The sequence below is a fragment of the Amycolatopsis sp. NPDC026612 genome (assembly GCF_040638285.1).
Lineage (GTDB): Bacteria > Actinomycetota > Actinomycetes > Mycobacteriales > Pseudonocardiaceae > Amycolatopsis.
The window spans coordinates 19,209-40,715 of sequence record NZ_JBEZYB010000047.1; the positions used below are offsets into that span (position 1 = coordinate 19,209).

At 72.2% G+C, this 21,507-nt stretch carries 14 protein-coding genes; 7 read left to right on the forward strand and 7 right to left on the reverse strand.

The window, feature by feature from the left end; translation table 11 throughout:
• Positions 1-27: 27 nt before the first annotated feature.
• Positions 28-3,162: a PA14 domain-containing protein gene (locus AB0F15_RS31320; protein WP_360278106.1), complete on the reverse strand. Its 3,135-nt coding sequence runs from the start codon at positions 3,160-3,162 to the stop codon at positions 28-30.
• Positions 3,163-3,237: 75 nt separating this feature from the next.
• Positions 3,238-4,029: a PIG-L deacetylase family protein gene (locus AB0F15_RS31325; protein ID WP_360278109.1), complete on the reverse strand. Its 792-nt coding sequence runs from the start codon at positions 4,027-4,029 to the stop codon at positions 3,238-3,240.
• Between the two features lie 105 nt (positions 4,030-4,134).
• Here AB0F15_RS31325 and AB0F15_RS31330 point away from each other — a divergent pair, with 105 nt between their 5' ends.
• Together AB0F15_RS31330 and AB0F15_RS31335 are read left to right on the forward strand one after the other, a co-directional pair.
• Positions 4,135-6,813 carry a tetratricopeptide repeat protein gene (locus AB0F15_RS31330; RefSeq protein WP_360278111.1) on the forward strand — a complete coding sequence of 893 codons (2,679 nt, stop codon included), beginning with the start codon at positions 4,135-4,137 and terminating at the stop codon, positions 6,811-6,813.
• A 270-nt stretch (positions 6,814-7,083) separates the two neighbouring features.
• Positions 7,084-13,452: a type I polyketide synthase gene (locus AB0F15_RS31335; RefSeq protein ID WP_360278114.1), complete on the forward strand. Its 6,369-nt coding sequence runs from the start codon at positions 7,084-7,086 to the stop codon at positions 13,450-13,452.
• A gap of 136 nt (positions 13,453-13,588) precedes the next feature.
• On the opposite strand, the gene AB0F15_RS31340 is transcribed toward AB0F15_RS31335, so the two are convergent.
• On the reverse strand, positions 13,589-14,038 hold the full coding sequence (locus AB0F15_RS31340) for a hypothetical protein (protein WP_360278117.1): 450 nt from the start codon (positions 14,036-14,038) through the stop codon (positions 13,589-13,591).
• Between the two features lie 391 nt (positions 14,039-14,429).
• On the opposite strand from AB0F15_RS31340, the gene AB0F15_RS31345 reads away from it, so the two are divergent.
• The 3 genes from AB0F15_RS31345 to AB0F15_RS31355 all read left to right on the forward strand — a co-directional run bounded on the left by AB0F15_RS31345 (position 14,430) and on the right by AB0F15_RS31355 (position 16,884).
• The gene (locus tag AB0F15_RS31345) at positions 14,430-14,693 is read left to right on the forward strand and encodes a hypothetical protein (RefSeq protein WP_360278119.1); all 264 of its coding nucleotides are present in this window, start codon (positions 14,430-14,432) and stop codon (positions 14,691-14,693) included.
• Between the two features lie 62 nt (positions 14,694-14,755).
• Positions 14,756-15,649 (forward strand): hypothetical protein, encoded by an 894-nt coding sequence (locus AB0F15_RS31350; protein ID WP_360278122.1) that lies wholly within the window; start codon positions 14,756-14,758, stop codon positions 15,647-15,649.
• Positions 15,646-16,884, forward strand: a complete 1,239-nt coding sequence (locus tag AB0F15_RS31355) for a CHAT domain-containing protein (protein ID WP_360278124.1) — start codon at positions 15,646-15,648, stop codon at positions 16,882-16,884. The genes AB0F15_RS31350 and AB0F15_RS31355 overlap by 4 nt, the downstream gene beginning before the upstream one ends.
• A gap of 143 nt (positions 16,885-17,027) precedes the next feature.
• On the opposite strand, the gene AB0F15_RS31360 is transcribed toward AB0F15_RS31355, so the two are convergent.
• Genes AB0F15_RS31360 through AB0F15_RS31370 form a run of 3 tightly spaced genes read right to left on the reverse strand, consistent with a single transcriptional unit; the run spans position 17,028 to position 18,960 of the window.
• Complete coding sequence (locus tag AB0F15_RS31360) at positions 17,028-17,723, reverse strand: hypothetical protein (protein WP_360278127.1); 696 nt, start codon at positions 17,721-17,723, stop codon at positions 17,028-17,030.
• The gene (locus AB0F15_RS31365) at positions 17,720-18,601 is read right to left on the reverse strand and encodes an ABC transporter ATP-binding protein (protein WP_360278130.1); all 882 of its coding nucleotides are present in this window, start codon (positions 18,599-18,601) and stop codon (positions 17,720-17,722) included. The genes AB0F15_RS31360 and AB0F15_RS31365 overlap by 4 nt, the downstream gene beginning before the upstream one ends.
• Positions 18,598-18,960 carry a GntR family transcriptional regulator gene (locus tag AB0F15_RS31370; protein ID WP_360278133.1) on the reverse strand — a complete coding sequence of 121 codons (363 nt, stop codon included), beginning with the start codon at positions 18,958-18,960 and terminating at the stop codon, positions 18,598-18,600. Before AB0F15_RS31370 ends, AB0F15_RS31365 begins: the two co-directional genes overlap by 4 nt.
• 300 nt (positions 18,961-19,260) lie before the next feature.
• Between AB0F15_RS31370 and AB0F15_RS31375 the strand changes: the two genes are divergently transcribed.
• On the forward strand, positions 19,261-20,013 hold the full coding sequence (locus tag AB0F15_RS31375) for an ATP-binding protein (RefSeq protein WP_360278136.1): 753 nt from the start codon (positions 19,261-19,263) through the stop codon (positions 20,011-20,013).
• Between the two features lie 75 nt (positions 20,014-20,088).
• Here the strand turns inward: AB0F15_RS31375 and AB0F15_RS31380 are convergent, their stop codons facing one another.
• Entirely contained in the window at positions 20,089-20,715 is a 627-nt protein-coding gene (locus AB0F15_RS31380; protein WP_360278139.1) for a hypothetical protein, read from the reverse strand.
• Between the two features lie 62 nt (positions 20,716-20,777).
• Here AB0F15_RS31380 and AB0F15_RS31385 point away from each other — a divergent pair, with 62 nt between their 5' ends.
• A complete protein-coding gene (locus tag AB0F15_RS31385; RefSeq protein ID WP_360278142.1) occupies positions 20,778-21,026 on the forward strand; it encodes a hypothetical protein in 249 nt (82 codons plus the stop codon).
• Positions 21,027-21,507 lie beyond the last annotated feature (481 nt).

A 21,507-nucleotide genomic window follows, 5' to 3' on the forward strand; every position in this document is an offset into this window, starting at 1 on the left:
CCGCGCTGCCGGTGCGCCGGTAGGGCATCAGGAGAGCCGGGCGACCTCCGCGTCCGTCAGCGCCTTGCCGACCACGCCGACGTCGTCGACCGCGCCGGGCCAGAAGTCGACGTTGCGGCCGTCGTACTTGGCCCGCCCGACCGTGAACGCGCCGGTGCCGGCGAGTGCCGGTCCGGCCGGTGCCGTCGCGACCTTCACGCCGTCCACGTAGAGCCGGATCTCGTTGCCGGCCCGCACCCCGGTCAGCTCGTACCAGCGGCCGGTCTCCGGCACGACCTCGTACCGGGCCCGGTTGCCGCCGGGGGTGCTGAACGCGAACGCGCCCTGCCCGTACTGCAGGTAGAACGGGCTTTCCCGCTCCCGGCCGTCCTGGCTCACCGCGGTCGCGTAGTTGCCGGGCAGCTGGTCGAGCCGCACCTTCGCGGACACGGTGTAGTCGCCGGTCGTGTCGACGACCGGGCCGTAGGTGTCGGCCGAGCCGCCGGAGAACTGCAGCGCGCCGTCCTTGAACGTCGCCCCGGTCGGGGTGAGCGTCAGCGGGTTGTGGCCGCCGCTCGAGTCCCTCGCGGTCGTGCCCCCGCGCTCGTCGAGGTGCCACTCGCCCCTGCCCGCGTACGGGTACGGCTTCCCGGCGTTGGCACCGGCTTCGATCACCCGCCGGTTGATCTCGCGGACGGGACCCGGATCGACCTTGATGCGCTTGCGGTCGTAGGTCCAGAGCCCGTTGAGCTCGCCTTCCAGGTCGGTGACCTGCGTGTAGACCGACGCCGACAGCTCGGCCCGGGCCTGGCCGAGGTAGAACGTGCGGGTGTTGTCGACGTACTTCGCCGTCAGCGCCGCCTTGTCCGCCACGCCGCTGTAGATCGCGATCGGCGCGCCCGGCCACTGGTGACCCGGCGTGCGCAGCGTGAAGCCGCCGTGCTCGCCGTCCATCGCGACGCGCGTGCCGTCCGAGCGGGCCGGGTCGGTGTTGTTGTAGTCGTGGTGGTCGATGACGTCGCCGCGGCCCGAGTCGCCCTTGGAGGCGCAGCAGTTCACGCCGCTGTGGGCGTTGACGATCCGGCTCGGGTCGGTGGCCTTGACCTGGTCGGTGATCCGGCCGGTGGCGGTCTTGTCCCACTCGCCCCAGCCCTCGTTGAACACGATCCAGGCGTAGACGGACGGGGAGTTCTGCAGCTGGTGCATCTCTTCCAGGCCCTGGCTGAGCCACGCCTGCTGCGCGGCGGGGTTGTTGCCGTCCTCGACGGACACGAAGTCCTGCCACACCAGCAGTCCGAGCTGGTCCGCGTGGTAGTACCAGCGGGCGGGCTCGACCTTGATGTGCTTGCGGACGGCGTTGAAGCCGAGGTCCTTCTGCGCCTTCAGGTCGAAGACGAGGGCCTCGTCGCTCGGCGCGGTGTTCAGGCCGTCCGGGTAGAAGCCCTGGTCCAGCTGCATCAGGTTGAAGATCGGCTTGCCGTTGAGCGTCAGCTTGGGCGTGCCGCCGACGTTGGTGATGCCGGTGGACCGCATGCCGAAGTAGCTCTTGACCTTGTCGCCGCCCAGCTTGATCTCCAGCTGGTACAGGTACGGGTCGTCCGGCGTCCACAGGTGCGGGTTCGGCACCGGCAGCTTCAGGTTCGCGTTCGCCGGTCCGGTGACCGTGCCGATCTGCCGGCCGCGCGCGTCCTTGGCGACCGCCGTGACGGTGGCGTTGCCCGCGGATTTGACGGTGAGGGCCAGCGAGCTGGTGGTGAGGTCGGGAGTCGTCTTGATCTCGCCGATGCCCTGGGCCGCCACGGGTTCCAGCCACACCGTCTGCCAGATGCCCGACGACGGGGTGTAGAAGATGCCGCCGGGGTTGGCGGACTGCTTGCCCTTGGGCTGGTACGGGCCGGTCGTGTCGGTGACGGCGACGACGATCTCCTGCTCGTCGCCGCGCTTGAGCGCGTCGGTGATGTCGGCGCTGAACGCCGTGTAGCCGCCGGTGTGCTCGGCGACGAGCTTGCCGTTCACCCACACCTTGGCCTGGTAGTCGACCGCCCCGAAGTTGAGCTTGAGGCGCTGCCCGTCGCCGATCCTCCAGTCGCGCGGGACGGTGACCGTACGGCGGTAGAACATGTGGTCCTCGTGCCGTTCGAGCCCGGAGAGCTGCGACTCGATCGGGTAGGGCACGATCACCTTCTCGGGCAGCCGCTTGCCGAACGCCGGCTGCTGACCTTCCTTGGCGGCCGAGAACTCCCACGGGCCGTTGAGGTTGACCCACTTGTCGCGCTCGAGCTGCGGCCGCGGGTACTCCGGCAACGGGTGGCGCGTGTCGACGTTCTCGCCCCACGGCGTCCTGAGCCGTTCCGTCGACGCGTTCGCGACCGTGCGCCCGGTCTTGCCGACCTTCGCGCCGTCCACCGCGAGCGCACCCGCGCCGTCGTAGTAGATCGTGACCCGCTGGCCCTTCAGGACCCGCTCGGCCAGCCGGATCGTGGCCCGGTTGTGGTTCGTCGTGACGAACGAGACCGGCATCGGCGTCGCGTCGACCTCGATCCGCAGGTGGTCCGGCAAGTCGCTCGTCCCCGAGACCCGGCCGTCGAAGTCGGTCGTGAGCGTGCGGCCGTCCTGGGACACCTCCGCCGTGCGCGGCACGGCCCGGTAGTCGGCGGGCGGCGTGAACGCCGACAGCGGCACGATCTGCTTCGCAATGGCCGCGCTCGACCAGCGCAGGAACATGTTGGCGCCGCCGACGTCCTGGAACATCTCCAGCTTGAAGTCGTACTGCCGGCCGGCGGTCAGCGTGACCGGCGCGCTGGTCTGCTCGGAGTCCCAGTCCCCGACCCAGTGGTCGATCACCGGCGCGCCGTCGACGAACAGCCGGAACCCGTTGTCACCGACGGCGTAGAACGTGTAGTCGCCGGTCTGCGGCACGGCGATCTGCCCGGTCCAGCGGGCGGTCGTGTGCTCGGTGCGCCCGGCGACCAGCCCGAAGACCGAGGTCAGGTCCGCGTGGTCGACCTCCGGGTCGAGCGCGGTACCGGCCAGGTTCGCGAAGTCCCGCGCGCCCGGCATCGACATCGTGTAGTACTCGGCTTTCAGGCCGTGCACGGGCTCGGCGGCACCTGCGGGCGGCGTGCCGGACGCCACGCCCAACGCCACCAGCAGGGCGACGAGGACGGAAGCGGCTCTTCTCATCGGCGCGATCCCTTCAGTTTTACAACGTTGTAAAAACGATCTGCGGGGATCCAATCAGATAAATCGGACTCCTCACTACCGCCGAATGTCGGTATCCGAAGGGTCAGCGCCGGAATCCTCAGCGGGGAACTCCGGCGGTGCCTGCAGATCGTGGGCGCGGAAAAGGACGGCGTGCTCGACGCCCATGGCCTTGCCGCTCATCGCGGCGAACCGGGGGATGAAGTCGGCGGGTGCGGGGTGGTCCGGAAGTGCGGCCAGGTACGCAGCGTGCGACTCGAGCGAGGCGACGCCGCGGCGCAGCGGCTCACCCGTGATGTCGACGCCGTGGGTCGCGTCGGTGGTTCCGGGGGTGAGGTACCAGCGCGCGGAGTGCGGTTCGAGGCCCTCGTCGTCGACCTGTTCCGGGAAGATCCACCGGTTGCCCGCGTCCCGAATCGCGTCGAGGGTCGCGAGGCCGGCCGCGCGGTGGTCGGCCTGGTCGAACCCGTAAGGCGTCTCCACCTCGAAAGCGCTGCCGAAGACGACGTCGGGCTTGAACCGGCGGATCTCCCGGCAGATGTCCCGGCGCAGGTCGAGCCCGTAGACGAGCACGCCGTCCGGATGTTCGAGGACGGTCAGGTGCGCGACCCCGACCGCGGCGCAGGCGGCCCGCTGTTCGGCGACGCGCAGACGAGCTGTCTCTTCGGGCGGATTGGGCATCCCGGCTTCGCCGCGGTTGAGCAGCAGATAGCCGACCTCGATCCCCCGCGCAGTCCAGCGGGCGACGGCCGCGGACGTGCCGTACTCCATGTCGTCGGGGTGGGCGACGACGCAGAGCACGCGCCGGAAGGACTCCTCGGGCAGAGCCGGCAACGTCATGCCCGGCATCCTGCCGTGTTCCGCGCCCGCGGGCCGCCGCCGGTCCGGTGGTCGCGCCGATGCCCGCGCGCCGCCGATGCGGTTGGATCGGACCGACGATGGGTGGCAGGAGGCGTGACGCTGGTGGGCACCAATGCCGGAGGGCCGGACCCGGCGCGGATCACTGACGCCGCGGGGTTCGTTCGCGAGGTCGATCTGCTGCGCCGGCAGGCGGCCCGCGGCACCGGCAAGGCGCGAGTCGGTTTGACCGAACTCGCCGGCAGGGTGGATGTACCCCGCTCGACCGTGCACGCCTACGTGTCCGGCAAGATCCACCCCCCGTCCGACGTGTTCGACCGGATCGTCATCGCCTTGGGTGTTCCGCGCACGGCGTGGGCGAGCTGGAACGAAGCCTGGTTCCGCGTGGCCGCCCACCTCCACACGCAGAAGCAAGCTGCCGATCCACCGGTGGTGCCCCGGCAGCTGCCCCTCGACGTCGGCGGATTCGTGGGACGCGAGCAGGAGCTGGCCGCGCTCGACGAGCTGTCCAGCGGCTCGCCGGGCACTCCGGTTGCGCTCGTCACCGGGATGCCCGGGGTGGGCAAGTCGGCTTTGGCGATCCGGTGGGCGCACCGGGCCGCCGGCCGCTTTCCCGATGGCCAGTTGTTCGTGAACCTGAGGGGGTTCGCCGAAGCTCCCCCAGCCGATCCGGTCGACGTGCTGTCCGGGTTCTTGCGCGCACTGGGGACGGCTGAGCGTCAAATACCGCGGGAAGCCGACCGGCTCGCCGCCTCCTTCCGGTCCGCGGTCGCCGGTCGTCGCATGGTGGTGGTGCTCGATGACGCGAGCAGTGCCGAGCAGGTGCGCCCCTTGCTGCCCGGCTCGCCGAGCTGCGCTGTCCTGATCACCAGCCGCACGAGACTGGTCGGCCTGGTCGCCAGGGAAGGAGCTGTTCCGTGCGAGCTGGGGCCGCTCGGGATGGACGACGCCGTCGCACTGGTCCGGCACGCTGCCGGTCCGGACCGGGTCGACGCCGACCCGGTGGCGACCGCGGAGCTGGCCGAAGTCTGCGGACGTCTGCCGCTCGCGCTGCGGATCGCCGCGGCGAACGCCCGTGTCCGGCCGGGCGTGCTCCTCTCCGCGATGGTCGGGGAACTCCGGTCGGCTGATCCGCTGGCGGTCCTCGATGCCGCGGTCGACCGGGCGACAGCGGTGCAGAACGCGGTCGCGCTGTCCTACCGCGCGCTGAACTCCCCGGCGCAACGGGTGTTCCGGCTCCTCGGGCTGTTCCCGGTCGACGGGATCGCCTTGCCGGCGCTGGCCGCCGCGACCGGCATGGAGCCGGAGTCGCTGGTCCCGGTCGTCGGCACACTGCTCGACATGCACCTCCTTTTCGAGCGGACGCCGGCGCGGTACAGCCAGCACGCCTTGCTGCATTCGTGGGCCAAGCGCCGTTGCCTGGCGGAAGACGCCGACGATGTGCGTGCCACGGCGCTGCAGCGGCTGATTTCCCACTACGCGGGGCTCGCGACCGAGGCAGCACAGCTGAGGCACCCGCGCCCGTACCGGGAGAAGTACGCGCGCGTCCGATCGGGCAGTGCGCCGTTCACGACCGCTGACGACGCGCTGACCTGGTTCGACGTCGAATTCGCCACGCTGTCCACGCTGACCCGGCAGGCCGCCGCGGCGGGCCTCCATGCGCTGGCGATCCAGCTGTGCGTCGCCCTGCACTTCGAGTTCGAACGGCACCGTTCCGCGGAGTGGCTGCCGGTCAGCGAAGCCGCGGTTGCCGCGGCCCGCATCGCCGGGGACGCGGCCGGGCAGGTGCTGTGCCTGCGGGTGCTCAGCAGCGCCCACTGGAGCAGATCGGACCACGCCGAAGCGCTTCGCCACCTCGACGAAGCCGTGAAACTGGCTGACGAGCTCGATGCGCCGGACCTCCGGAGGATCGTCCTGAGCGATCTGGGCCGCACGTCGATCTCGGCCGGCCGGCTCCACGACGCCGCCGGGCACTACCGACGGGCCCTGGACCTGGAGCCGGCTCAGGACGGGGCAGCATCGATCCCGAACCTCGTCGTGCTCGGCGACGTCCTCTGGGAACTGGGGGAATTGGCCGCTGCCTACGATCTCCAGTCCAAGGCGATCGAGACGGCGACCCGGCAGGGTTACGCCGCCGGGCGGCAGCTCGCCGAAAGCCACGCGGGCCGGCCCGCCCAGGCACTCGGTGACCTGGAGCGCGCAGTCGAGCACTACCGGACCGGTCTCGAGCTGTGCCGGTCGGCCCGCGAGCACGCGGACGAAGCCAGCGTGCTCGCCAACCTCGCGGGAGCATTGCGCGACCTCGGCGAGTACGAGGAGGCGCTGGCGACCGCTCGCGACGCCCTGGCCAAAGCGACCCGGCTCGGCATGCGCCGGACGCAGGCGGGGGCGCACCACGTTCTCGGCACGGTCATGGTGGCGCTCGGCCGGATCGACGAGGCCCGCACGACGCTCGAGTCGGCGCTGGCCCTTTCCGTCGCGGCGGCCCACCCGCGTGGCCGCGGGGACGCACTGGTCGCCCTGTCCGCGGTGCACCTGCGGCAGGGGAAATTCGACGAGGCCTACGACCGGGCCGGTCGAGCCCTGGTCATCAGCGAGCAAACCGGCCACCGCCTGATCCGGGCGGACAGCCTAGTCGCGATGGCCGCCGTCGAGCTCGAACGCGGCGAATCCGGAGCGGCGCGGGTCCACGCCGAGCAGGCTCGAACCCTGCACGGACAAGCGGGCTGCCGGCCGGGTGTCGAGCGCGCTGACGTGGTACTCGGACGCGCTTGAGGGGCGGCGTCCGGGAGCGTCCAGGTATGTCCAGGATCCGGCCGTCCCCGGCCTTGGCCGTGATGAACTGTGCCGGTCGTCGCCCAAGCGGGGACGATGCCGGTGGTCGGGGGAACGGGCCGGCGGTTCGGCGGTCCGCAGCCATGGGGAGGTGGCGACGCCGAACCGCCGTGGCCCGCGCTGCCTTTCGGTGATCACCCGAGGCAGTCTTGGTGCCCGAACGGACGCGGTGCGGGCGGCGGGACGGGTCGTTGGGGTATACCCGGACCAGTGGAGGAAATCCGGACCGAGTTCATCAGGCCGCTGCTGACGGCGTTGTCCGCGCACCCCGCCGAACGTCCCGCCTACTCCGACGGCCGGCGGACGCTGACCTACGGTGAGCTGGCCCGCGCCAGTGCCGATCTCGCCGCGGGGCTCGGCGTGTCCCGCGGCGATCGCGTGCTGATCCACGTCGGCAGCCGGGTCGAGTTCGTCGTGTCCCTGCTGGCGGTGCTGCGGGCGGCGGCTGTCGGGGTGCCGGTGAGCGCGCGGTCGACCGAGGCCGAACTCGCCCACCTGGCCGACGACTCCGGGGCGACGCTCCTGATCACCGAGTCGCGGCACGCCGCGGTGGCGGAACGACTGCGGCCGGGCTTGCGGGTTCTCTTCGTCGAGGAGCCGCCACCGGCGGAGGCCGGACCGCCGCGGGACGGCCTCGGGCTGGACGAGCCGGCCTGGCTGCTCTACACCTCCGGCACGACCGGACGGCCGAAAGGCGTTCTCCTCTCGCAACGCGCGATGCTGTGGTCGACCGCCGCCTGCTACGTCCCCGTGTTCGGGATCGAGGCCGGGGACACCGTGGTGTGGCCGCTGCCGCTCCACCACGCCTACGCCCTGTCGCTGGCCTTCGCCACCACGATCGCGCTCGGCGCGCATACCCGGCTCGCCGACGGGTGCTCGCCGGAGCTGCTCGGCGAGTACCCGGGCTGCGTGCTCGCCGGGGTGCCGGCCACCTACCTCCGGCTCCGCCAGGAGGCCGACGGCCCGGTCGTCTCGCCGAGGCTGTGCCTGACCGGCGGTGCGCCGTGCACGCCTGCGACCCGCGCCGCGGTCCGGGAGCTGTTCGGCCTCCCCCTCGTCGACGGCTACGGGAGCACCGAGACGGGCGGAAAGGTCGCGGTGGAGCGGCCCGGTGAGCCGGGACTGGTCCCGGTGCCCGGTATGGAGGTCCGGATCGACGCGGGGGAGGTGCTCGTCCGCGGCCCGGGCCTGATGCTGGGCTACCACCGGCAGACCGGTTCGCCGCTGCGGGACGGCTGGTACCGCACGGGCGACGCGGGCCGACTCGACGGCGGCCGGCTGGTGCTCGACGGCCGGGTCGACGACGTGATCGTGTGCGGTGGGCAGAACGTCCACCCGACCGAGATCGAGGCCGTGCTGGAGGAGTCGCCGTCGGTGCGGGAGGTCCTCGTGACCGCCCGGCCCGACGACGTCGTCGGGCAGGTGCCGGTGGCGTTCGTGGTCGCCGGGCCGGACGGCTTCGACGCCGAGGAACTGCGTCGCCTCTGTCTCAGCCGGCTTTCGCTGCACAAGGTGCCGGTCGCCTACCTCGCAGTCGACGCCATCCCGCGGACCGCGTCGGGCAAGCCGAGGCGGAACGCCCTGAAGCAGCCGGATCTCGCCGCGGTGGTGCGGGCCGAGCTGACGGCGCTCTGCGGACACGACGGCGGCGACGGGTGGCAGGACCGGCCCTTCACCGACCTCGGGTTGTCCTCACTGGCCGGCGTGCATTTCCGGCACCGGATCACCGCGCTGACCGGCGTGCCCGTCCCGCACTCGCTGATCTACGACTTCCCCACGCCGGGCGCGGTGCTCGCCGAGCTGACGCGGCTCGGCAAGGCGAACCCGGCGGAGCCGCCGCGGACGGCCCCGGTGTCGTCCGCGGAACCGATCGCCGTCGTGGCGATGGCCTGCCGGTTCCCCGGCGGGGTGCGCTCGCCGGAGGACCTGTGGCGGCTCGTGGCGGACCGGGTGGACGCGACCGGGGAGTTCCCCGCCGACCGCGGCTGGGACGTGGCGGGGCTGTACGACCCGGATCCGGACCGGATCGGCCACTCGGTGACCCGCCGCGGCGGGTTCCTCGACGGCTTCGCGGACTTCGACGCCGGGATGTTCGGCATCTCGCCCCGGGAGGCGCTGGCGACCGACCCCCAGCAGCGGTTGCTGCTGGAGACGTCGTGGGAGGCGTTCGAGCGGGCCGGCATCGACGTCGCGACGCTGCGCGGCAGCGACACGGGCGTGTTCGTCGGCGTCATGAACGAGGACTACGCGAGCCGGTTCACCACCTCCCACGAGCTCGAGGCGTGGCTGGGCATCGGCTCCTCGCACGCGGTGGCCTCGGGCCGGCTCTCCTACACCTTCGGGCTCACCGGACCCGCTCTTACGGTCGACACGGCCTGCTCGTCGTCGCTGGTCGCGCTGCACCTGGCCGTGAAGGCGCTGCGCGCGGGGGAGTGTTCGCTCGCGGTCGCCGGCGGGGCCACGGTGATGGCTACCCCGCGGACCTTCCTGGCCTTCAGCCGGCAGCGCGGCCTCTCTCCGGACGGCCGCTGCCGGTCCTACGCCGCCGGAGCCGACGGCACGGCGTGGTCGGAGGGCGCCGGGGTGATCCTGCTGGAACGGCTGTCCGACGCCCAGCGGCACGGGCACCCGGTGCTGGCCGTGCTGCGCGGCACCGCGGTGAACGCCGACGGCGCGTCGAACGGCCTCACCGCGCCCAACGGACGCGCCCAGCAGGCGCTGATCGCGGCGGCGCTGGCGGACGCGGGGCTGACCGCGGCCGACGTCGACGCCGTCGAAGGCCACGGGACGGGAACGCCGCTGGGCGACCCGATCGAGGCGGACGCGCTGATGGCGGCGTACGGGCGTGGCCCGCGCCGGGAGCCGCTCCGGCTCGGCTCGGTGAAGTCGAACATCGGCCACACCCAGGCCGCCGCCGGGATCTCCGGCGTGATCAAGGTGGTGACGGCGTTGCAGCACGAGCAACTGCCGCCGTCGCTGCACGCGGCCGAGCCGAGCCCGCACGTCGACTGGGCGTCCGGCGAGGTGCAGCTGCTCGCCGAAGCCCGGCCGTGGCCGCGCACGGACCGGGCCCGCCGGGCTGGGGTGTCGGCCTTCGGGATCGGCGGCACCAACGCGCACGTGATCGTCGAAGAGGCACCGCGGCCGGAGCCGCCGGCCCGGCGGCCGTTCCCCGCGGCACCCTGGCTGCTCAGCGCCGCGGACGGCGACGCGCTCCGGCTTGTCGCGGCGGGGTTGGCCGAGGCTCCCGACACCGTCGACGTCGCTTACACCCTCGCGCGGCGGACGCCGCTCGCGCACCGCGTGCTGGTGCCCGCGGGGAACCGGGAGGCCCTGCGAGCCGTCGCCGACGGGCGCGTGCGCGGCCGGACCGTCCGAAGTGGAATCCGGCTGGCCGTGCTGTTCGGCGGGCAGGGCGCGCAGCGGGCCGGGATGGGCCGGGAGCTGGCCGAGCGGTTCCCGGTGTTCGCCGACGCCTTCGACGAGGCGTGCGAAGCCTTGGGCGGCGCCGTGCGCGACGTCGCGTTCACCGGCGGGGAAGCGCTGGACCGCACCGACCACGCGCAAGCCGCGCTCTTCGCCTTCGGTGTCGCGCAGTACCGGTTGTTCGAGTCGTGGGGCCTGCGTCCGGACGTCCTATGGGGCCATTCGATCGGGGAGATCACCGCCGCGCACGTCGCCGGGGTGCTGTCGCTGACGGACGCGGCGAAGCTCGTGGCGGCGCGCGGCCGGCTCATGGCCGCGCTGCCCGGCGGCGGAGTGATGATCGCCGTCGACGCCACCGAGGCGGACGTGGCTCCGCTCGTGGGGGACACCGTCGCCGTCGCCGCGGTCAACGGGCCGCGTTCGGTCGTGCTCTCCGGGGAGCGGGCCGCGACGACAGCGCTCGCCGACCGCTTCGGCGGCGGGACGCTTCTGCGCGTGAGCCACGCTTTCCACTCGCCGCTGCTGGATCCGATGCTCGACGAGTTCCACGAGGTCGCCGCCGGGCTGAAGCACCACCGTCCCGCCCTCCCCCTCGTCTCGTGCGTGACCGGAGAGCTGATCGAGGAGATCGAACCCGGCCACTGGCGCCGGCACGCCCGCTCGACCGTGCGGTTCGCCGACGCGCTCGCCACGGCCACGGCTCCCGGCTGGGCCGTCGGCCTCGAGATCGGCCCGGCGCCGGTGCTCGGCCGCCTGACCACCGACGTCCTGCCGGCCGCGCCGGCCACGATGTCGGCGACCGGGGTGCTGGCCGCGGCGGGCGCGGTGCACACGGCCGGCGCCCGGGTCGATTGGCCCGCGGTGTTCGCCGGCTCGGGCGCGCGGATCACGCCGTTGCCCACGTACCCGTTCAAGCGCACCCGGTACTGGCTGGACCAGCCGGCCCCGGAGCAGACCGGCGGTGACCACGCCGTGCTCGGCCCGGCGCTGGCGGCGCCCGACTCGCCGCGGGTCGTGCACGGCGGCTCGCTCGGCGTCCGCCGCCACCGGTGGCTCGCCGACCACGTCGTCGGCGGGTCCGTGCTGGTGCCCGGGACGCTGTTCGCCGAGCTGGCCCTGCACGCCGGGGGAGCGGGCGTCGAGGAGCTCGCGATCGAAGCGCCGCTGCGGCTGGACACCGAGGACGTCCACGTCCAGGTCGTCGTGGACGAGCCGCGGATCGACGTCTACGCCCGGGCTCGCGACGAGAAGCAGTGGCGGAAGCACGCCGGGGGGAAGCTGCGCCCGCGCGGCCCGCTCCCGCCCGGCTGGAGCGGGCAGTGGCCGCCGGCCGGAGCTGTGGAAGCCGACGTCGCCGACGCCTACCGCGCGCACGCCTACGGGCCTGCTTTCCAAGCCGTGCACCGCTTGTGGGTGCGCGATGCCGAGTTCTTCGCCGACGTCGAGCTGCCGCCGGACGTCGGGGGCCGGTTCGAGCTGCACCCGGTCCTGCTGGACGCGGCCGTGCACGCGACCGCCCTCGCCGAGGGGCCGGGCGCCGAGCAGCGGGTGCCGTTCCTCTGGAGCGGTGTCGAGGTCTACGCGCCGGGTACGCGGCGGGCCAGGGTGCACGGCGTCCGCCTCGGCGTCGGCGCGGTCCGGGTCACGCTGTACGACGAAGCCGGGAATCCTGTCGCCGGAATCGAATCGCTGACGACCCGGCCGCTGGCGGCGCCCGACACGATGCTCTACCGTCCACAATGGATCCCGATGCCGCCGGTGGCGGCCTCGGAACCGGTCCGGACCGTCGAAATCGCTCCGGGTGACGTGCGTGCGGCGGCCGGCCACGCGCTCTCCGTGCTCCACGACTGGCAAGGCAGCGGCGATCGGCTGCTCCTGGTCACCCGCAACGCGACCGGCCCCGATCCCGACCCGGCCGCCGCGGCGGCGTGGGGACTGGGCTGCGCGGCCGCGGCGGAACACCCGGGCCGGATCGGCCTGGTCGACCTGGAGCCGGGGTTCCCGGTGACGCGGGTGGCAGACCTCGCCGGCGGCAGCGCGGAGCCGCAGATCGCCGTGCGCGACGGAGTGCCGCACGTCCTGCGGATCACCCGCGCCACCCCGGCGCCGGCGCGGCCGTTCGACGCGGCCGGGACGGTGCTGATCACCGGCGGGACGGGAGCGCTCGGCGCGGTGCTGGCCCGCCACCTCGTCACCGCGCACGACGTCCGGCACCTCCTGCTGGTGAGCCGGAGCGGCCCGGCGGCGCCCGGAGCTTCGGACCTGCTCGCGTCGCTGCGGGAACTCGGCGCGGACGTGCGGATCGTCGCGGCCGACGTCGCGGATCGCCCCACCGTGGAGCGGCTGGTCGACAGCTGCGACCCGCCGTTGACGGCGGTGGTGCACAGCGCGGCCGTGGTCGACGACGGTGTCCTGGCGGCCCAGACGCCGGAACGCCTGGACGCCGTGCTGCGCCCCAAGGCGGACGCGGCCCTGGTCCTCGACGAGGTGACCCGGCACCTGCCGCTGACGGCGTTCCTCCTGTTCTCCTCGGTCGCCGGCGTGTTCGGCAAGGCCGGGCAGGCCAACTACGCGGCCGCGAACCGGGTGCTGGACGCGGTGGCGTGCCGCCGCCACGCGGCGGGGCTGCCGGCGTTGTCCCTGGCGTGGGGACTGTGGGAGCTGGGCACCGGTCTCGGCGACCGGATCTCGGCCACGGCCCGGCGGCGCATCCACGCGTCCGGCGTCGAGGGCCTGACCGCCGAGCAGGGCCTGGCCCTGTTCGACGCGGCCCTCGGCTCGGCCGAACCCGTCCTGGTGCCGGTCCGGTTCGACCCGGCGGCGCCGATGGCCCCGCCGACCGGCGGTTCGGCCGTGCGTTCGGCTCCGGTGCGATCCAGCTGGCCGGCGAACCCGGCCGAGCCGGAGCTGCGCGAACTGCTGCGCGCGGAGGTCGCGGCGGTCTTGGGCCACCCGGACGCGGCGGTGATCGCCGACGACCGCCCGTTCCCGGAGCTCGGGTTCGATTCGCTCACCACGATCGAGCTGCGCACCCGTCTCACCGGGTTGTCGGGCATCGACTTGCCGGCCACCGTCGTCTTCGATCGGCCCACCGTCGCGGAGCTGGCGCGGTACCTCCTGGATCTCCGGCGTACTCCCCCTGCTGCGCGGTAGGTACTGGTCAGCACACGGACCGGGCCGGACGGCCGTCGGGGAGTCCACCACGATCAGCAGGTGCTCCAGCCCCGGCTCCAGGCGATCACTGCCCGCCACGGCGGGCTGAGCCGCCAGGCGGCTCAGCCCGCTGGGATCAGCCGCAGGCGACCGGGCCGGCCGAGGCGCGGAACTGGTTGACCGTACCGGTGCCCAGGGAGAGGTTGCCGGACAAGTAGATGCACTTGCCGGCGGTGCCGGTGAGCACCACTCCGCCCGCATACGCGTGGTACGGGCCGGAGTCGGTCACCGGAGTGCCCCCGTTCGTCCACATGCTGACCGAAATCGAGCGCGCTGACCCCCCGTCGCTGGTGACCTTCGCGCAGTTGGTGCCACCGTTCGCGCTGGAGTACCACAGGCGCAGCGTGCCGGCCTGCTCGCCGAGCTGGTTCTTCAGCGGCTTGGGCAAGCCGTCCTTGTGGAGTTCGGTGCCCGCGCACACCGCCACCGGACTGGCCGCGGTTGTTGCCTGAGCGGCTGGCGCCACCACGATCCCGGCTGCCACCACACCGGCGACGACGGCCGACTTCCGCACGAATGAACGCATACTTGGCTCCCACAGGTAAGCAGAGGCCGGGCTGCTCCCGGACCACCGCCGTTCCCACGCACGGGAAGCCGGAACGGTTTAGCGGGATGCTCGGAGGACCGCGTCGTGCGCCGGGTCGCCGGCACTTCGACTCTGATGATCGACGAGGACGGCCAGTTCCGCTCTGGCCGACGCGCCGGCAGCGTCGAAGGGCGTCAAGAAACCTGCGCTGGGCGATCCGCAGCACCTCCCGCAGGTGGCGGAGGGCGCACAGCCGGTCGAACGCAACGCGACCCTCGACGAGTTGCGGCGCTCGTTCCCCGGCTTCTGACGGACTCCGTCGGTGTAACGACCGTAGTGCACTGGGCGACCACAGGGTGATCGAATCGGCACGCGTCGGGCTGGAGGAACCGTGGAACTTTTCTGGGTCGGGCTCGGCCTGTTCGCCCTCGGCGCGATCCTGAACGCCATCGGGTGGCAATGGCACCGGCGTTCGGTCCGGGGCATCGACACCGGGCTCCTCAAGTGGCTCGTCGGGGTGCTTTCGGAGTGGTTCGGTGTGCTGACCGGGCCCGACCACACCGGCGGCCAGCGCCTGGCCGCGTTCGGCTCGATCCTGAGCGCCATCGGCGTGGTGCTGGCCGTCGTGGGCATCGGCGTCTGGGCCGCAGCATGACCGAGGGGCAGACGGTGGTGGCGGTCGCCGCTGCTACCACCTTGAGCCGGGTGCTTCGGCCGATGTTCAGGCTGCTCCCTGTCCTGCTGGCCGCGGCCTGCATCGTGGCATCGGCACTCCTGTGGGGGCCGACGTTGGCGAACGCGAGGGCGGGCACCCCGAATTCCGCCGACCTAGGCCTCTTCGCACTGGCCGGCGGACTGGGCGCAACGTTGCGCAGCATCGCGTATCTGCTGGCCTCGGCCAGCTTCACGACGCGTCAGGACGCCCAGTGGCGGCTCGAAACCCTGGTTTCGCCCGTGCTCGGCGCGGTGGCCGGCAGCGGCGCCTACCTCCTGGTGCTTTCGACCGTCGTCCAAGCCGGCGGGATCAACCCGGCCGGGCAATACCTGGTGTCACTGCTGGCCGGGACTTCCGCGCTGACCTTGTTCGGCCGCATCGCCGAGCGTGGGCTGCTGCGGTCGGGCACGAACCGGTCCGGCATCCTCGGGGGCGAGGTCTCGCCGTCGGTGCCGATGCTGCAGCGCATCGACGCGCTGCTGGAGCAGCGCGTCTCGGACCTCACCATCGTCGACTACGACGGGTTCGCCCTGGTCGCCTCGCGCCCGATCAGCCCGAGACACTGGGAGATCACCGTTCGGTTCTTCACGGACCCGCAGCAGATTTCCGACGTGCGGCCCCAGAGCGAGGTGCGTCCCGTCGAGGTGCGCGGTGGATCACGACAGGATTCCGTGCCGTTCCTGCTCTCCGTGACCGCCGACCGGGTGCACGCCGTTCCGTCGCAGCTGACGGCATCCGTGCCCAGTCGCGGGATTTCACCGGAGTCGACTTTGGTCGTGGAGCTCATCGACGTCGACGAGGACCTCGGGGACTCCGAACGCCTGGTGGCGGTGGTCCAGATCGGCCAGGGCACCCAGATCTTGCAGGCCGTGCCCATTCGGCTCAACTTCCGATGACCGCACCGGAAACCGAGTTCCCGGTCGCGTCGCTGCGGATCGAACGCCTCGGCGCGAGCGAGTTCGCGATCCACCTCAAATCGTCTCTGCCGGGCGTCGCGCCGCAACGCATCGTCCGCGAAGGCTACGACGAGCTGAGGCGGACGTACGGCACCGCCCGCGCCGCGTTGGAGGAGTACACCGACGGCGGCGACCTGCTCTTGAACCCCTCGCGGCAAAAGGGTGCGAAGATCCTCGGTGAGATCCGCGGACTGGGCAGAACGCTGCTGACGGCGTTGCTGGGGGAGCGTCGCGGGCACTCCATGAAACGCTTCCACGATTTCTTCGCGGCAGTGGAAAAGCGGACACCCGGCGGCATCTCCCCGGTGCTGACCGTCGACTCGCCGGTCAACCTGCCATTGGAGCTCATGCCGGTCGTCGGTGACGAGCACCAGATCGTCCCCGCCGACCCGTTCGGACTCGCCGACCAATGTGTGTCGCGGTTCCTGGGGCTGCGGTTCGTGATCCACCGGTTCGGGCAGAGCACCCGCCCCGGCCCGAGCAACCTGGCTTTGCGGGCCGCCGGGGAGCGAGGCACCGTCGTGCTCGCTCCCTATTGGAACGAGAAGGTCGGCAAGGTCCGCGCCGAGCTGGCGGAACTGACCGGGTTCGGCTACCTCGCGGTGCGGGATCCGCAGCCTGACCGCGGTGCGCTCGACCAGGCGTCGCCCCAGGAACACATCGCCCGGCTCCTCATCCGCGATCGGGCCGGCCGCGAGGAGATCGTCCACGTCGCGGCACATTGCGAGGCACCGGACAGTGACCCCGCGGTCCTGCACGCGATGGTCTTCGGGGTGAAGACTTTCCCGTGGAAGTTCGAATCCGTGCGGGTATCCGTCTCGGATCTCGCCAACGCCGAGGAAAACGTGTGGTACGACGACCGGCCCGGGCTGCCGGACGGCCCGTTGGCGTTCCTCAACGCCTGCCGCACGGCGGGCAGCAGCTTCAGCGACTACACGTCGATTCCCGAAATGTTGCTGAACGCCTACTACCGCACGGTCGTGAGCCCTCTCGTGACGGTCAACTCGGCGCCGGCGATGGTGATCGCCAAGTACTTCTACGAGGCGCTCGGCCAGCGGCGCACAGTAGGAGGGGCGTTGCGGTGGGCGAGGGTGAAGCTGCTGGAAGAACACGGCAACCCGCTGGGCCTGGCGTACTGCTGCCATGGCGAGAGCCGGTTGCGCATCACCGAGTGATCCGTCGGCCTGCCGCGCCGAACCTGCTCGAGCGTGTACGCCGAACCGCCGTACTTTTGGAGGACCCGGTCGCCGGTCGGAACGCCAGCTGCTGTCAGTCCGGGCGAATTCCGCCGTAGTGGGAAACCTGGCGCAACGGCTGATCAGGTCGTCGAGCGGCGCAGCACCAGCCAAGCCGTGCCGCCCAAGGCCAACGCGAATGCCAGTGGGTAGGCCGTGAACAGGGTCAGCGATGGCTGGCCACCCAGGAAACTCCTGATCGGGCGCCACCAGTTCTGCGTAGCCGCCAACGCGCCCGCCGACGCGAGGAGGGCCACGCCGGCGAACACCGCCAGGTAGATCCCGGACTGCCGCCACCGCTGGAACACCACCCCCGCCAGCACGCAGACCGCCGACGTCGCCACGATCGGTCCGGTAAAGGCCAGCCACTGCGTGAGCGGGCCGTCCTGACGCAACGCGCCGAGCTCGTAGATCCGGGCCTCCCGCCCCCACCCTGCCGTCAGCCGCTCCACGGCGGCGAAGCCCACCAGCAGCAACCCGACGAACAATGCCTGCCCCACCACGACGAGCGCCGTCGCCGCGGCGAAGCGGCGGCGGGTCACACCCAAACCCAGGGTGAACGGGAAAACCTGGGTCATCGTCTGCAGGTGCGCCGCCGCGGCCACGCCCAGCAGCATCGGCAGCAGGTAGACCTCGTGGTCGCCCACCGCGGTCTGGCCGTTCGAGACGTCGATGCCCCAGCCCAGCAAGGGGAGCGCGGCCACCGCGGCCGGCGGGTACGCGAGCAGCGCCGGCCAGTTGACCAGCTGGATCCGGGCGACGTCGAGCACGCGGGTCATCGGGCTTCCTTCCCCGCGGCGACCGGCGCGCCGTGGTGCTGGGTGGTGCGGACGACCAGCTGCTGCAGCGAAACCGGCTCGAAGTCCAGCCCGGGGTGGGCCCGGTCCGGGGCACCGGTGAGGGTGACTCGCAGCGAGCCGCCGATGCGTTCGCGGTGCAGTTCTTCGTACCCGGCCGCGAAGCGCTCGACGGCGTCGGCGGGCCCGCTGACCGCGACGGCCTCGCCGCGCAGCGACTCCGCGTCGGCGTCGATGAGCACGCGGCCCCGGTCGAGCAGGACGACGTGCTCGATCAGGTCGCTGACCTCGTCGATCAGGTGCGTCGACAGCACGATCGTGCGCGGGTGCGCGGCGTAGTCGGCGAGCAGCCGGTCGTAGAACAGCTGGCGCGCGACGGCGTCGAGGCCGAGGTAGGGCTCGTCGAACAGCGTCAGCGGCGCCCGCGACGCCAGCCCGATGATCACCCCGACCGCCGACAGCTGCCCCCGCGAGAGCTTGCCGAGCAGCTGCCCGGTCGGGACGGCGAAGTCCGCCAGCAGCTCGGCGGCGAAGGCGGCGTCCCAGTGCGGGTAGAGCAGTTCGGCGGCCCGCAGCGCGTGCCGCACCCGGAACTTCTCCGGGTAGTGCTGGCTTTCCTTGATGAAGCACGTCCGCGCGAGCACATCGGCGTTCTCGTACGGGTGCTGTCCGAAGACCTCGACCGTGCCGCCGGTTTCGAAGCTCTGCCCGGTGAGGATCCGCATCAGCGTGGTCTTGCCGGCGCCGTTGCGGCCCAGCAGGCCGTGGATCGTGTTCTCGGCGAGCGTCACGCTGACCCCGTCGAGCGCGGCGAGGGCGCCGTAGCGCTTGGTCACCCCGGTCGTGCGCACCACGTTCATCGCTCCGGCTCCCAGACGTCGATCAGCTTCTTGATCTCCTCGGCGTCCATGCCGAGCTTGCCCGCCTCTGCCATCAGCGGGGTGACGAACTGCCGCGTGAAGTCCCGGCGCCGCCGTTCGAGCAGCTGCGCGCGGGCATCGGTGGCGACGAACATGCCGATGCCTCGTCTCTTGTAGAGGATCCCGTCGGCGACGAGCTGGTTGATGCCCTTCGCCGCGGTCGCCGGGTTGATCCGGTGGAAGGCCGCGAGCTCATTGGTGGACGGCACCTGCGCATCCGCGGCCAGGCTCCCGTCGACGATCGAGTTCTCGACCCGCTCGGCGATCTGCAGGAACAGCGGCCGCCCGTCGTCCTTCACGCCGCGCGGTTCGTTGGTTCATTAGTCATGTAACTAACCATGGAGGCTCGCGCCGGGTGTTGTCAAGTGGGGCCGTGTCAGGCGGGCCGCCGAAAGCGGATCCGGCTCAGCCTCGCAAGGACGCCGGTGCGGTGGCCGGCGCCGTCCGCGGGATGGCCGCCGGGCGCTGACGGCTACAGGAGAGACTCGAGTGCCTGGAGGAGACCCGGCCGCCGCCCGGCCGGTATCGCGGTGACTCGGCGGGGAGTAGCTTGAGACAGTGGACGCCCGACCTCGATTCGGCGCTGTCAGCGGGGGAACGTGACCGGACGCCGTGACCGCAGTGTCACGCTGGAGCCCTCAGCCCGGCTGGCCAGCACCCTGGTCACCGTCACCGGGGAACTCGACCTCTCCGGCTACGGGTTCCTGCGCGATGGCCTGCTGAAGGTCGCCGCCGACGGCCCACCCGGTTTGATCGTCGACGTGGACGGGCTTCGCATCAGCGAACTGTCCCCGGCCGCCGTGTTCCCCCTCATCGCCCGCCGGATCGGCAACTGGCCCGGCATTCCGTTCTCCCTGATCACCCGGCAGCCGGCCCATCTGGACGCCTTCCACCGCTCCGGCATCGACCGGTTCGTCGCCGTGCACACCGATGTGGAGGCGGCCGAACGACAGCAGATGATCCCGATCCGCCGGTGGGCCCTGCGGGCGTTTCCCCGCTCGGACAGCGCGACGCAGCTCGCCCGCGCGTTCCTCCGGGAGATCATGGCGAACTGGGACGTCCCGCAGCTGGTCTACGACGGCACCCTGATCGTCGGAGAGCTCGTCGGCAACGCGCTTCAGCACACCACGTCCGCACCCGAGGTACGCCTCGACCTCCGCCGGGACCTGCTCACCATCTCGGTCGCCGACGACAGTCCCCGGCCCGCGACGCTGCTCGAGCGCACCGACCTGCGCGATCCCGGACTCGGCCTGCGCATCATCGCCCAGACCGCACAGGCTTGGGGCAGCAGCCGCCGCTGGTCCGGCGGCAAGGTCGTCTGGGCGACCCTCACCTCCGGCCACCACACCTGAAACCGAGCACCCGGAGCAACGTTGATCGACGGGTTCGACCTGCTGACCCGCCACGACCGCAAGCCCTGACCGGCATCATCGGCGGGGCGTGAGGTACGGACCCGGGTCGCTGCCGGCGCGGGCACCACTGGCGAGCCAGCGCCGGAAGCCGCTGCGGTCGCGGCGTTCGATCTCGTCGAGGTAGTCCTGCCGGCGCTGAACCAGGTGACGGCGCACCGGTGTGTCCTGCGTGACGCGCAGCTGGAGGTAGCTGCGCCGCCAGGCCGTGCACAGTTCGTCCGTGCTCAGCTCGGCAACCGGGCGGGCCGGTGGAGGCAAGGTGACCGCGGCGACGATGTCGTTCTGGCCGGACCCGGCACGGCGGGTTCCGCGCCGCAGGTCGGCCACCAGCGCGGCGAAGGCGAGAGCGGCAACCAGCGACGCCGTCAACCCACCACCCAATGTCGCCAGCATCCCGGAGACCGTGAAGCACAGCCAGAAAAAGATCGCCCCGGCGAGGACGCCCGCCCGCAGATCCGCGGCGCGCGGCCGGCCCGGCGCTGCGCGCCGGACGCGCGGCGCGAGCACGGCGGCCAGCGTGCCGGCTGCCGACCCCAGCAGACACAGACCGGCGAGCACACCGACGGATGTGCCCAGCACGCCGCTCGTCGCGAAGACGCAGACGACGAGCGTGGCCGTGGCCCAGGCCGTGCGCGCGAGCAATGGTCCGCCTCCGCGTTCGGGGCGAGTGCCGGGCCGCCTGCCCCGCACCACCGTCGAAGATCATGAACGCCGAGGTCTGGGGCGGAGTCCCGACTTTAGCCGACCTCGCGGCCGGAGCACACACTCGCCGGCCGAACCACTCGGTCAGCGCGGCCGGGGTGGTCCTCGGACCGCCCGTGCGGGACGCGTGCACCGGCCTCGAATCCATCCCGCTCGCCTCGCTCGGCAACGGAACGACAGTCTGGGTGCCGGACCGGGACGTGATCGGTATCGAGCCCCGCCGGGCACCGGCCGAGCCCGCCGGCGGTTGATCTCTGTCCTCAAAGGACGCTCGGGTGGAGACCGCCCACCTGGCTGCGGACGGCGCGCCCTGGCCGGGTTTACGCTGGAGGCGACGCCCCGGACCCCGGCGCCCGAACCCGACCTTCGAGTGAGCGGGGTGGCGGAACAGGCACGCGCGGAGGCGGCGAATCCGGGGCGGACCGGGACCTGGCCTGCGAGGCACGGCGGCGGCTACCCACCGGGCCGGCAAGTCCGCTACCGCGGCCGGCGAGAGCGGACAGCTCGCGGTGCGGCCGGTCCGCAGGCGCGGCTGGACAAACGAGCAATGGCAGGCCTGGGCGGTCGAGGCCGCCCGTCTGGTCGGCGGAAGTCCGTAACCTCTCGGCACCTCACCTTGGGCTGGGAACCCGACTCGCACGTGACCGAGACCGCCACAGGCGGGTCGGCGCTCCAGGCGTAGCCGGCCCCGTGTGCCGCCGTCCCGGTCGCGGCGCACCGTGTCGGTTCCTG

Bases quoted from the DNA above. Each gene is read 5' to 3' on its own strand.
- AB0F15_RS31320 (WP_360278106.1), bottom strand. From the start codon at position 3,162: ATGAGAAGAGCCGCTTCCGTCCTCGTCGCCCTGCTGGTGGCGTTGGGC.
- AB0F15_RS31325 (WP_360278109.1), bottom strand. From the start codon at position 4,029: ATGCCGGGCATGACGTTGCCGGCTCTGCCCGAGGAGTCCTTCCGGCGC.
- AB0F15_RS31340 (WP_360278117.1), bottom strand. From the start codon at position 14,038: ATGCGTTCATTCGTGCGGAAGTCGGCCGTCGTCGCCGGTGTGGTGGCA.
- AB0F15_RS31350 (WP_360278122.1), top strand. From the start codon at position 14,756: ATGTTCAGGCTGCTCCCTGTCCTGCTGGCCGCGGCCTGCATCGTGGCA.
- AB0F15_RS31355 (WP_360278124.1), top strand. From the start codon at position 15,646: ATGACCGCACCGGAAACCGAGTTCCCGGTCGCGTCGCTGCGGATCGAA.
- AB0F15_RS31360 (WP_360278127.1), bottom strand. From the start codon at position 17,723: ATGACCCGCGTGCTCGACGTCGCCCGGATCCAGCTGGTCAACTGGCCG.
- AB0F15_RS31365 (WP_360278130.1), bottom strand. From the start codon at position 18,601: ATGAACGTGGTGCGCACGACCGGGGTGACCAAGCGCTACGGCGCCCTC.
- AB0F15_RS31385 (WP_360278142.1), top strand. From the start codon at position 20,778: ATGAACGCCGAGGTCTGGGGCGGAGTCCCGACTTTAGCCGACCTCGCG.